The 12,479-nt window shown below is 47.6% G+C and carries 12 protein-coding genes; 4 read left to right on the top strand and 8 right to left on the bottom strand.

What is annotated here, in order from left to right; genetic code table 11:
- Positions 1-3: 3 nt before the first annotated feature.
- The 5 genes from xni to queF form a co-directional block, all read right to left on the bottom strand.
- Positions 4-786, bottom strand: a complete 783-nt coding sequence (gene xni, locus J4N45_RS15260; RefSeq protein WP_234495290.1) for a flap endonuclease Xni — start codon at positions 784-786, stop codon at positions 4-6.
- Positions 787-848: 62 nt separating this feature from the next.
- Positions 849-2,210 carry a nucleotide 5'-monophosphate nucleosidase PpnN gene (ppnN, locus tag J4N45_RS15255; RefSeq protein ID WP_234495291.1) on the bottom strand — a complete coding sequence of 454 codons (1,362 nt, stop codon included), beginning with the start codon at positions 2,208-2,210 and terminating at the stop codon, positions 849-851.
- A gap of 233 nt (positions 2,211-2,443) precedes the next feature.
- Positions 2,444-4,012: a GGDEF domain-containing protein gene (locus J4N45_RS15250; RefSeq protein WP_252012290.1), complete on the bottom strand. Its 1,569-nt coding sequence runs from the start codon at positions 4,010-4,012 to the stop codon at positions 2,444-2,446.
- Positions 4,013-4,116: 104 nt separating this feature from the next.
- Positions 4,117-6,381 (bottom strand): tetratricopeptide repeat protein, encoded by a 2,265-nt coding sequence (locus tag J4N45_RS15245; RefSeq protein WP_252012281.1) that lies wholly within the window; start codon positions 6,379-6,381, stop codon positions 4,117-4,119.
- 31 nt (positions 6,382-6,412) lie between these two features.
- The gene (queF, locus tag J4N45_RS15240; protein ID WP_252012278.1) at positions 6,413-7,258 is read right to left on the bottom strand and encodes an NADPH-dependent 7-cyano-7-deazaguanine reductase QueF; all 846 of its coding nucleotides are present in this window, start codon (positions 7,256-7,258) and stop codon (positions 6,413-6,415) included.
- Between the two features lie 110 nt (positions 7,259-7,368).
- Between queF and syd the strand changes: the two genes are divergently transcribed.
- Together syd and J4N45_RS15230 are read left to right on the top strand one after the other, a co-directional pair.
- Positions 7,369-7,914, top strand: coding sequence for a SecY-interacting protein (gene syd / locus J4N45_RS15235; RefSeq protein WP_252012275.1), 546 nt, complete (start codon positions 7,369-7,371; stop codon positions 7,912-7,914).
- A gap of 2 nt (positions 7,915-7,916) precedes the next feature.
- A complete protein-coding gene (locus J4N45_RS15230) occupies positions 7,917-8,693 on the top strand; it encodes a Zn-ribbon-containing protein (RefSeq protein WP_112459632.1) in 777 nt (258 codons plus the stop codon).
- 82 nt (positions 8,694-8,775) lie between these two features.
- Here J4N45_RS15230 and metQ read toward each other — a convergent pair whose 3' ends face one another.
- The 3 genes from metQ to metN are packed head-to-tail and all read right to left on the bottom strand — an operon-like array spanning position 8,776 to position 11,321.
- A complete protein-coding gene (gene metQ / locus J4N45_RS15225) occupies positions 8,776-9,585 on the bottom strand; it encodes a methionine ABC transporter substrate-binding lipoprotein MetQ (RefSeq protein WP_112480668.1) in 810 nt (269 codons plus the stop codon).
- A gap of 34 nt (positions 9,586-9,619) precedes the next feature.
- Entirely contained in the window at positions 9,620-10,297 is a 678-nt protein-coding gene (locus J4N45_RS15220) for a methionine ABC transporter permease (protein ID WP_234495296.1), read from the bottom strand.
- Positions 10,287-11,321 (bottom strand): methionine ABC transporter ATP-binding protein MetN, encoded by a 1,035-nt coding sequence (gene metN / locus J4N45_RS15215; RefSeq protein ID WP_042473684.1) that lies wholly within the window; start codon positions 11,319-11,321, stop codon positions 10,287-10,289. The genes J4N45_RS15220 and metN overlap by 11 nt, the downstream gene beginning before the upstream one ends.
- 199 nt (positions 11,322-11,520) lie before the next feature.
- Between metN and gmhB the strand changes: the two genes are divergently transcribed.
- Positions 11,521-12,072 (top strand): D-glycero-beta-D-manno-heptose 1,7-bisphosphate 7-phosphatase, encoded by a 552-nt coding sequence (gene gmhB, locus J4N45_RS15210; RefSeq protein ID WP_252012273.1) that lies wholly within the window; start codon positions 11,521-11,523, stop codon positions 12,070-12,072.
- Positions 12,073-12,096: 24 nt separating this feature from the next.
- Entirely contained in the window at positions 12,097-12,465 is a 369-nt protein-coding gene (locus tag J4N45_RS15205) for an MliC family protein (RefSeq protein WP_252012271.1), read from the top strand.
- Positions 12,466-12,479: the final 14 nt, after the last annotated feature.

Raw genomic sequence — 12,479 nt, 5'->3', positions numbered from 1 at the left:
GGTCTAGGTGTTGCTGCCTAGACCTTCAAAACGAATATCCTGCAGGTTAAAACCAAGCTCAATATCTGTTTTGAGAGCCGATACTTGCTTTGATTTTCTCGCCATCTCAATGTGTTCGTCGAGCTTCTTGCGATACTTAGCTGCAAGCTCTTCAGAAGCATACGCAGACTCAATGTCGCTATACTCGGTCAAAATCTCTTTTGCTGCTTTTGGACCAATACCTGCTACTCCCGGCACTTGAGAGGAGCTCACGCCCGTTAACCCCCAATAGTCGGCCAGCTGCTCAGGTTTAACCCCAAATTCTTGTTCGATAAACGGAGCGTCGAGCCAGCGATGCTGAAAGTAGTCGCGAATTTGTAGCGTCGGAGAGAGCAGTTGGCAATAGCCTTTGTCGGTCGAGATAATCGTGACCTTTTCACCATGGCTAGCAACCTTAACGGCAAGCGTTGCCACCAAATCATCCGCTTCATCCCCTTCTGATAGCAGAGAGTCAATGCCGAGTTGCCACCACGCATCTTGGATTTTATCGAGCCCATTGTAGAGCGGTTCAGGCATTGGCTTTCTGTTCTGTTTGTATTCAGGTAGGATGTCGCCACGCCAACCACGGTCTTGCTCGTGATGATCGAACACCGCAATGATATGAGTTGGCTGCGCTTCGTCGACGATACGACGTAAGGTGCGAGATGTGGTTTGAATGGTTCTTTCTATGTCATTTGGATCAGGTTGTACCGCATGTACACGGCGGATCAGGTTTAAAGCGTCGATGATAACAAGATGAATTGACATAAAAATAAAGCCACGGAGAAACGTGGCTTTATTGTAAATAAAACGCTACTGAGTTTCAGGTTTTATTCGCCATTAGCGATGCGATAACACGGAATGTACTCAGAGCCCGGCAGTTTCATGCGTTGCTGAGTCACAAAATCGCTCAGTAGTTTATCCATTTTCTTCATCAAGGCTTTGTCACCATCAATGGTAAATGGACCGTGTCTTTCGATTTCACGGATGCCCTCGGCTTTCACATTACCTGCAACAATGCCGGAGAAGGCTTGGCGCAGTGCCGCTGCTAAGTTCTCTGGTCGTTGATTCATGTGCAGATCAAGCCCAGCCATGTTCTCATGAGTTGGGTCGAATGGTAGCTGGAATTCTGGCTCGATGTGCAGTGACCAGTTGTAGCTGTATGCATCGCCATTTTTCTTGCGGTGCTCTTTTACCGCTGGCATCGCCTGTTTCATTATCTTGGCGGCTTTTTCAGGGTCAGCTATGACTATCTCATAGTATTTAGTGGCTTCTTCACCCAGTGTTGCTCGAACAAACTCATCAATGGAGCGGAAGTATGCCTCACTCTCTTTAGGCCCCGTCAATACGATAGGCATTGGCTGTTCAGCGTTATTTGGGTGCATCATAATGCCCAAAATATAGAGCAGCTCTTCCGCGGTACCGGGACCTCCAGGGAAGATCACAATACCGTGAGCAATACGCACAAACGCCTCAAGACGCTTTTCAATGTCTGGCATGATGACCAATTCATTGACAATAGGGTTTGGCGGCTCAGCGGCGATAATAGAGGGTTCAGTTAGCCCTAAATAGCGCTGGTGGGTATAACGCTGCTTGGCGTGGCCAATGGCCGCCCCTTTCATTGGCCCTTCCATTGCGCCTGGTCCACAGCCGGTACAGATGTTTAGCTCACGAAGGCCAAGTTCGTTGCCAACCTCACGGGTGTATTGGTACTCGGTGGCGTTGATGGAGTGACCACCCCAGCAGACGATTAGGTTTGGGTCGATCCCTGGGATCAGAGTTCCAGCATTACGAAGAATACCAAATACCAAGTTGGTGATATGAGTCGAGTTGGTTAGGTTGAGACGCTGGTTGTCAGCAAGGTGCATGTTGACGTAGACGATGTCACGTAGAACTGAAAATAGGTGCTCTTGAATACCCTTGATGATTTGGCCGTCTACGAATGCATGCTCTGGTGGGTTAGTTAGCTCAAGCTTGATACCACGCTCACGGCGCATGACATTGACGTCAAACGATAGGTGTTTATCTAGTAGCTCTTTTGAGTTGTCGGTGTGGCTACCAGAGTTGAGTACCGCTAGCGTACAGTTGCGATACAGTTGGTATAGGTCACTAGACGCGGTCTTTTTAAGGCGCTCAACCTCAAGTTGAGACAAAAGGTCCATACTGCCCGCGGGACTAATGTGAGTGATCATAAGCAAATTCCTTATCTAGAACCGAATGCCGCGACGTCCTGTGTTGGGCAAGAGAGAGTAGGGTGATGGAATGCCCACTGAAATGAGGTCGCAGGTTTTGTTTTGGGTTCGTTGTTATTGTTATTGGTCGAGTCTTTAATACGAGTTTTCTCAAGAGATTAAAGTACACGACTATCTATTAGACTAGCAAATGTTAGCTATGTTGCTATAACTATTTGAAAAATATGATGAGATTATGGGTTCCAAGCCAACTGGTTTGGACCAAGCTTCTGGGTGTGAGACAGGGTTTTGTGAAGACGCTCTAGTACATCGTCAGGTGTATCGTTTTGTGTAAACACCGCGCTGGTCGCAGAGAGGGTAATGGTGATCAGTTGGTCGCGGAACTTAAACGGCAAGTTACTGATCTTAGTTTGAATTTCACGAACTTTAGCCAAGCTGGTCGCTTCGTTTTGCTCAGGCATGATCAGAATAAACTCTTCACCTGAGAATCGTGCTACGGTGTCGGTTTTGTCGACCGTGTTGGCAATGGTTTTCGCTATGATTTTCAGAGCCTTATCACCGGCACTGTAACCAAAGTTGTGGTTGATGCTTTTGAACTTGTCGATATCAAAGACGACAACCCATAGTGGGTGTTGGCTTTTTAGCCAGCGGCGATACTCAATCTCCAACTTATCGACCAGCGCCGTGCGGTTGTATACCTTGGTGAGTGGATCTAGAAGCATGCGTTGCGACTGATCTTCTAGTCGACGTCGGTAGTCTTGCGTGGTGTCGTATAACGACTCGAGCTGGTTCTTGTTATGAGCCATCTGATCCAGTAGAGCGGCTTCTCTCACCTCTGCATGTTGCAGCCGTTCAGTCAGAGAGGCCAGCTGGGCAAACAATGGATTCATTGCTCTTTTGGCTTCATCTAAATCTTTTACCGACTCAATGCCACGTTTGCCGCTCGATACTAGGGCGTGTAACTCCTGGCTCATGTTTTGGCGCTGTTCAAAGTAGATTTGGCTTTGGTCTAGATTTTGCGAGCTGCCTTTAAGAGAGGAGGAAAGTGAGCCGTTGACCTGTTCTAGGAACTGCTGAGAGGTTCTACGTTCATATTTGGTGGCATCAATCACCAGTCTCAGCACTTGCAGTGTGTGTTCTAAAAGCTGATTACCCGTCGAATCGGTGAGTAGCTTATAGCGGATCTCAAACAGCTGTTCACCCGGCTCGCCATCGAAATCTAGCTCGGTAATGAGGTTCTGTAGCTCGTCGTTCAAGCTCAGTAAAATACCACTGTTCTCACTGGGTTCTGGCTCTTTTGAGGCAAGCGCAGAGTTCGAAGTGATGATTTTTACTGCGCGCTCATAGATGGCGAGCAGCTTAACGGCGTTATCGGTAAGTTTGAGCGAGCTTTTGTCGTTGTAGGCTAGGACACTGCGAAGGTCACGTTTGATTTGAGCAGGCAGACCGCTGATACGCTGCAGGGTCTCGCCACTGCGACGCGTCTGTTCCTCTAGTGAAACGTGTTGTTTTTCCATCGTAGCAGCCCTTTGACCAATCAAGCGCTCCAAGATGGCAAACTTGGGCACTAAAGAACTAATGTCTTTGTTATGCTCTAACTCTTGGCGGAGTTCAATCAGTTTGTCATCAATTCGCGAGTGGGAACCAATATGAGTGTTACTCAACGTCGAAATGAAACGTTTTAGGATAGTTTGTTCACGACGCGATTTGAGCGAAGCGTCGCGCTGAGCTAAACGTAATTGCTCCAACTGCACTTTCAGCTGATGGAGATGCTCTAATGTCTCGCTATCCTGTGAGCTCATAAATCCTATAAAAACAAACTAGATGGGAATCTTATTGATGTATTGATCGATAATATCAAAAAACATCACAACGTCACGTAATTCAATGTTCAAGTGCCGTTTTTTTACCCATTCATCAACGATTTTTTGAACCCGTCCTCATTCTGGGAAGAAGAATGAACTTTAATAAGCCCCTGTTTTATCGCTGTGCGACACGCTTGTCGGATATTGTCGGTCGCCAGACTCGCTGCCGGTGCATTGTCGATTGCTTTTAGATAGACCCAATGACTCTGACTCTCACGCATACTGACATCACGCGCCATATGCGTCGCTACCAATAGAATGTCGAGCAATTCTTTGTCATTGATAGCCGTGTAAGCGCGAGGCAGGAACGGGTAGTTGGCCATGCCAATACGTACGATGCGATTCATCTTGCGTTCTTGCTCAAACTCATTCACCCAACTTTGGATCTCATCAAAGAGGCTTTCAGCGGTCCTTGGCTTAATGCTTGGCTCGATGTAAAGCAGGTTGGCATCGGAAAAGTGATAAATACGAGCAGGTGATTCAACCTTGCTACGGATAAAGTCACCAAATGCGCGTTCGAGTTCGAGACCCGCCTTGTAACCGTTTTGTAGGTACATATTGCGCAGGAAAGGGAGGTCAATCATGACAAACCGCAGTCGGTCACTCAACGGTTCGTTAATAAGCTCACCCACCTGCCACTGCTCAAAGTAACGCTGAGTGCGTTGCAGTGAGTTCGGTAGCTTGGCATTAAGTAGGCGCAAGTTTGGCAATCCAGAGCGAGCGTGTGTGAACAAGTTTTCGTTAAGCTCGTGAAGCTCGGTTTTGTTGCGGCGATACACGTAACTGAGGCGCATCACGATGAGCGCGAGTAACGCAGCAACACAGAACAGCCCCAAAGCGACTTTCTGGAACTTGTTTTGCTTTTCTGTCGCTTCACCTAACTCTTGCTCTTGAATATCGTAATGCAGGCCTTGCTCAACAAACTGTTTCTGCTTGCGAAAGGCTTCTTCACTGATCTGGTTTAGCTGGTCTTGCTGGTAGATACGAAGTGAGTTGGCCTTTTTGATGTTGACCAAAGCATTCTTGAAATCTCCTTTTTGCTCATAACCTAGCGCAAGCAGTTGATAGGCCTGTTGTTCAAGAGAGGTTTGCTGCAGAGATTGGCTAAGCTCTAACGCTTTTTGTGCCTGTTCGAGTACTTTCTCGTTCTCTTGCTGATGATACGCAAGCCCTGCGTCAAGCAATGCTGCTCGTGCCTTTAACGCGGGTAAATCTGAATAGTTAAGCAGCTTTTCTGCACGCACCAGATACTGCTCTGCCAATGGGTAGTTGTAGAGCTGTAAATAAGTCGAAGCAAGGCTAAGGCGAATATCAATCACCTTTTGAATATTTTTACCGGTCGACTTGTGATCGATCACATTGAAGTAGTGGACCAGAGCCAGGTTGTATTTGCCTTGCAAGAAGTAGATGTCGCCCATCAATTTCAGGACATCGGCGAGGATTGGTGACTCTGGGTAATTACCGTAAAAGTCCGCTGCTTGAGATAGGTGTTCAAGTGCCTTATCGAGCACCTGCCTTTGCATGAAAAGCTGTGCCAGAAGCTGGTTGATATGGGCAAGTTGGTCACTGCTGTTGAGTTCAATGGCAGACCAGTAGGCAAGGAGCAGCTCGGACAGCGCTTCGTTGTAGCGGCGGTAACGAAGATAGTGGTTGCCATAAACGGTATGGAAGTCAATTTGCCATTTGGAGAGTTTCTCCTGTGGAACAAACGCTTTGGCCCTTTGATACATCTGCTCTGCGAGCTCATATTCATTCTCTGCAGAGGCAATCTCTGCTTGCAGAATCTTGATGCGATAGCTAGTGCGATTGGCGATGCTTTGCCCTTTGCGTATTGAATCTAGGTCGCGCTCTACGTCTTTTAGTGCGTTGAGTGCTTTTGCACCCTCACCAGTGGTTAGCCACTGCAATCGAGTTTTTAGGATGCGAACGTCCAAAGCCAGAAAGAGGAGTTGATACTTTTCTGTCATCGCTTGAGCAAGCTGCAAGGTTTGCAACGCGGCTTGCTTGTCGCCGAGGTTAAACTGAGCCTGCGCCACGATAATGAGCGCGTTGACACTGCTAAGCGGTGTGCGAATACGCTGGTCGGTATCATCACGCGCCAGTTTCGGCAGCCTGTCATCGTTCGGCTCTGCAAATGTTCGATTGGTCAGGTAGTTGTTGGCGATCTCTAGGGCTTTCGCGGGCTCAATTTCGACCAGTTTGTCGGCCTCGACCAAGATTGGTGAGGTAAAGGTGGTGTTGGCATTGACCATGCCTGACATTACCGAGCAAACCAGCGCGAATACAATCCAAATTCTTGAGCCCATGAAGTCGTCCATTTTCCCTAATAGTGAGTGCTTATTGTCTTGCCATGCGCAAGTTGTGAGCTGGTGCGCTGTCTTGGTTTGAACGGTAAGGATTGATATCCAAACCGCCACGGCGCGTGTATCGCGCGTATACCGTCAGCTTGCTTGGCTTGCAGTAGCTCATGATATCGGTAAAGATACGCTCAACACATTGCTCGTGGAACTCATTATGTTCACGGAACGAGACAAGGTAGCGTAGTAGGGCTTCACGGTCGATCTTTGCGCCGTGATATTGGATCTCGACACTGCCCCAATCAGGTTGATTAGTGATAAGGCAGTTGGATTTTAGCAGGTGACTGTGCAGCGCTTCTTCAACCACTTCCTCTCCTGCAGCACCCTCAAGTAGCGCCGCGTCGAAGTCGTAGCTGTCGATACGAATATCTTGGTTGTCGATGCACTCGCCCTTCATGCCCACGATCTTAGTGTTTTCAAAGTCGCCCACTGGGATAAGTTTTACTGTTACGGTTTCCCCGGCGCAGTTTGATAGATCGCCAGCGATGGTGCTTTCTACCTCACCCCATGAATCAAATCGCGTTTGGTTGTAGCTATTGAGATACAGCTTAAATGACTTGGATTCGATAAGGTTGGCACTGGTTGCTGGGATGTAAGCTTCACCAACAGCGACCTGTGGCAAGCCATTGGCATTGAGCCAAGAAATCTCATACATAGTCCAAATATCACAGCCTTGGAATGGCAAGCTATCACCGAGTTCAAGGTCGTCACGGTTTAGGCTTCGTGGTACAGGTTGCAAAAGCGAAGCGTCATACTGGTTGGCATAATCGGTCTTTTGACCCAGAGTGAGCCCCGAAAGCTCTTTCGCGTTGGAATATTTGCTCATAATTGTGTGATATTTCGATTAGAATAAAACGAATTTTACGAGATCCCCGAATAGCTGTCATCCTTTGTGCTCGGAAATCGCCGAACTATTGAAGGATGAGTGGAGAGCATATGAATCAAAGTGTACAGCAAGCTTTAGAGGCGTTTTCACAGCGCTATCAACAAGCTTGGCAAGAAAAGCATCAAACACTACCGGCCAGCGAAGAGCTTCACGGTTTGGTATCCCCTTGTATTGACCGCAAAGATGACGAATCGGTGTATTGGCGTGCCTGCGTCCGTGACGTCCCTGAGCGCTTAGAAAACATTGAGCAAGGGATAGAGCTAACGCTACACGATGACATCAAAGCTTTCTATGGACACCAGTACAGCGCAGACATGAATGCCACATGGCAGGGCAACGACCTGACGCTGCTACAAGTGTGGAGCGATGATGATTTCACTCGTCTGCAAGAGAACATTTTGGGTCACCTGGTGACGCAGCGTCGCCTTAAACTCAAACCAACTGTATTTATTGCGGCCACTGATGCGGATATGGATGTGATTTCTATCTGTAACATCACCGGTAACGTGATTCTTGAGCGCCTAGGGACCGATCGCCGTGATGTGGTTGCCGAGGATATTGAGACATTCCTTAATGGTCTGGAGCCAGACGTTTAATTATGTATGTGGTAGAGCTTCATTTTGAGTGTTTTGATAACACCACAATCAGCGCGGTAGAAAAGGGTATTAACGGCCTGATGGACGCGCTGCGCTATAACGGTCAAGTGTTAGGACGCGAGTTTCCGGTGGTGATGGGCGAGGGCGAGTTCTTTGTTCGTGCGGTATGCCCTGAGCAAGATAGCTTGCACCCAAGTAACCACTCAGATTTCGTAAAAGTGTGTTTAAAGCGTTTGTCGGATGCGTGTCTATTGGCACCCAAGGTTCGCCTTCTGGGTCGTGATATCAATTCAGAGCAAGCAGCAGAAGATGAAACGCCGAGCTGGCAAGTGCTGTACACCACCTATGTGCATACCTGTTCACCGCTTCGAAGTGGTGAAACCTTGTTGCCAATCCCGCTGTACCGTAATCCGCCAACACTCAATGGCGATCATAAGTCAGTGATTAAATGGCAAACTGAGTGGCAGGCGTGCGATGAAATCCAGATGGCGGGTGGCTGTAAAGCCGAGCACGCCGCGCTGCGAGAGCTGTCAGAGGTAGGCAGTGACCTGTTCCGCCGTGGCTGGGATATTCGTGGTCGTATCGAGTACATTACCCAAATCCCAACGTACTACTATTTGTACAAGGTAGGCGGTAAGAGTCTTGAGGAAGAAAAAGCACGTAAGTGCCCGAAATGTGGTGGAGAGTGGTTGCTTGATGAGCCGCTGCACGACATCTTTTACTTCAAGTGCGACTCATGCCGAATCGTCTCCAATATTTCTTGGGATCACCTAAAGTAAACAGACTTATCGGGTGAAAATACAAAAGGGGTTGAAGCTTAGCTTCAACCCCTTTTTGATGCTTGGTGCAAAGGAGGTGAGATTACCAGCCTTTAACGACGCCACCTTTGAAGATATCAGAGGCTGCGTTGTACACATCTTCTGTTTGGTACGCTTTAACAAAGTTCTGAACGTTTTCTGCGTTCACATTGTCTTCACGCGCAACGATTAGGTTTACGTATGGAGATTCTTTGTCTTCAACGAATACACCGTCGCGTTGAGGTGTTAGGTCGATAGAGCTTGCGTAAGTTGTGTTGATGATAGATAGCGCTACGTCATCAAGAGAGCGTGGTAGCTGTGCTGCGTCTAGCTCAACGATAGTGATGTTTTTTGGATTTTCTTCGATATCACGAACTGTCGCCAGTAGACCAACACCTTCACGTAGAGTCAGTAGACCTTGCTGCTCAAGTAGCAGTAGAGAGCGACCTAGGTTTGTTGGGTCGTTTGGTACTGCGATACGCGCGCCGTCTTGGATTTCATCAACAGACTTCACTTGCTTCGAGTAGCCCGCGATTGGGTATACAAAGGTGTTACCTGCAATAGTCAGCTTGTAGTTACGATCCGCTACTTGTTGGTCTAGGTATGGCTTATGCTGGAATGCGTTGATGTCAATAGAGCCATCATCAAGCGCTGCGTTTGGTGTTACGTAGTCAGTGAAGGTGACTAGCTCAACGTCTAGACCGTATTGCTCTTTAGCAACTTTTGCTGCGACTTCTGCAACTTGTGCTTCTGCACCTGCCATCACACCGACTTTGATCTTGCTGGTATCGACTTCTTTTTCACCACAGCCAGATAGAATAAGTGCTGATGCAGCGGCTGCAATTGCGAGTAAATTCTTAACGTTGAATTTCATGACTCTCTCCTTGTTATAAATCTTAAAATCTCGATTATCTGTGGTCTACGCGGCGAACAACGGCATCACCGATAGACTGAATAATTTGTACCAATACAATGAGCATCACCACAGTCACGGCCATAATGGTCACATCGTATCGGTGGAAACCATAGCGAATGGCTACGTCACCTAGACCGCCACCGCCGACGGTACCCGCCATTGCTGAGTAGCTTACTAGGGTCACTAGAGTGATTGTCACCGAATTGACAATCGTAGGTAATGCTTCTGGAAGCAGTACCTTAGTAATGATTTGGTATGGTGTTGCGCCCATTGATTGTGCCGCTTCTACCAGACCTGTTGGTACCTCAAGTAGTGCACCCTCAATAAGACGTGCCACAAATGGAATCGCGCCAACTGTTAGTGGAACGATTGCTGCTGTGGTACCGATAAAGGTGCCAATCAAAATCTTGGTCAGTGGAATGATCGCTACCATCAATACTAAGAATGGTACCGAGCGACCGACGTTAACAATGGCACCTAGCACACTGTTTAAACGCGTGTTTTCTAGCAAGCCACCTTTTTTAGTGGTATGCAGAATAACGCCCAGTGGAATACCCACGGCGAAGCCAACCACACCTGCTACTGCAACCATGTAAAGGGTTTCCCATGTTGCCCCTAATAGTAGGTTACTGTTTAGAGATAACCAGTCTGTGACAGTGTTAAAGGACATAACCAAGTACCTCTACTTTTACATTGTGGTCACGAAGATATTGAATCGCCGCATTGTCATCTTGCTCATTACCAAACAGCTCTGCCACCATCATGCCGAATTTTACGCCGCCTGCGTAATCAAGATCGGAGCTTAGGATACTGACATCAATATTGTATTTACGTGCAATTTGCGTCATTAGCGGCGCGTCTACAGTGGCACCGGTAAACTCTAAGCGAACAAGCGGGTAGCTGCCTTCCACACGCTCAGCTTGCAGCCTTGCTTGGTAGTCTTCTGGAATCGATAGGTCGAGTGTTGAACGAATGAATTCGTGTGCAAGCTCCGTTTTTGGATGAGCAAAGATTTCACCCACGGTGCCTTTTTCAACCAAGCGACCGTCGCCAATGATAGCGACCTCATGACAGATGCTTTTTACCACGTCCATTTCGTGAGTAATCAGTAGCATGGTGATCTTTAGTTTGCGGTTGATTTCTTTCAGTAGTTCAAGAATCGATTGTGTCGTCGCAGGGTCAAGTGCGCTGGTGGCTTCATCACAAAGCAGTACCTTAGGATCTGACGATAGCGCGCGAGCAATCGCAACACGCTGCTTTTGACCGCCACTTAGATTGGCAGGGTAGGTATCGCGCTTATCTGCCAAACCAACGAGCTTTAGAAGATCCGTCACTTTGGTTTCGATGTGCGAGCGCTCTTTGCCAGCAAGTTCAAGTGGCAGTGCGACGTTTTCAAATACGGTGCGAGATGAAAGCAAGTTAAAGTGCTGGAAAATCATGCCGATGTTGCGGCGCGCTTCTGACAGCTCTGATTTCGATAGCTTAGTCAGGTCAACACCATCAACGATGACTTCACCTGACGTTGGCGCTTCAAGCATGTTTACGCAGCGAATCAGCGTACTCTTACCCGCACCAGAGGCGCCAATCACACCAAAGATGGTGCCTTCTGCGATATGCAGATTGATGTCTGCCAAGGCGTTGATTTCCTTGGCGCCTTGATAAAACACTTTGTTTACTTGATTAATTTCGATCATCTAAGCAACCTGAAGTCCGTGAGTAGCATAAAAGTTTGAACTACATCTCAATTGATAGAAGATGCTATGGTTTTCACCTTTTAGTGTCAATAGATATTTTTACGTCTAGACGTCTAAACGGCATTTTCATAGTGCCGTGACTATAAAAGCGTGTAATAATTCAGGTTATTAGCACCTATCTATAACAAGAGAGTGAACTGTGGCAAAACCAGCTGTTTTTTTGGATCGTGATGGCGTCATTAACGTTGATCACGGGTATGTGAGCGATGAACACGACTTTGAGTATGTTGAAGGCGTCTTTGAAGCGACGAAAAAACTGCAGGACATGGGCTATATGCTAGTGTTGGTGACCAACCAATCAGGCATTGCTCGCGGTATGTTCTCCGAAGATCGCTTCCTTTCTTTAACCCAATGGATGGATTGGAACTTCTCTGATAATGGCGTTGAATTCGATGGCATCTATTACTGTCCACATCACCCAGAGCATGGCATTGGTGATTACAAACAAGATTGTAACTGCCGTAAACCAAAGCCGGGCATGTTTATCTCTGCTCGTGATTTCCTAAAGATTGATATGGAAAACTCAGTCATGGTCGGTGATAAAGCCGAAGATATGATGGCAGCTGAGGCGGCTGGCGTTGGTACCAAGATCTTAGTTCGTACTGGCAAACCGGTGACCGAGCGCGGTGAGCCTGTCGCAACTGTGGTACTTGATAGTATCCGCGATGTGCCGCAATACTTAGCTAAGTAATCAGTCGACCCAAAAGGAGTCATTATGAATACTTACGTTAAATACGGATTGGTTGCCGCGTTGATGGTGGGTGGTTTGACAGCGTGCAGTAGCAAAGAGCAGGCAGAGCCTCAAAACCCGTATCATGTACTTCAGTATCAGTGTGATAACCAGAGCTTTCAGGTAACCCAGTTATCGAGCGAGCAGGTTCTGCTACTCATTGATGGCGAAGAGTATCATCTGCATCGTGTCCCTTCTGCATCTGGCACCAAATACTCACTCGATGGCCAGTCGCAAGCTGAGTCTGAGGTTGAGCTGTTTAGTAAAGGCAGAGAAGGTATGCTTACCATTGCCGGTGAAACCGATAAAAGCTGCATGATGACTACGCGAAGCGTACCAAAAAACGGATATTGAACCTTTTAGACACC

The sequence above is a fragment of the Vibrio sp. SCSIO 43140 genome (assembly GCF_023716585.1).
Taxonomy (GTDB): Bacteria; Pseudomonadota; Gammaproteobacteria; order Enterobacterales; family Vibrionaceae; genus Vibrio; species Vibrio maritimus_B.
Note: the sequence above shows the minus strand (reverse complement) of the source record. Positions and strands in the feature narration are given on the sequence as shown.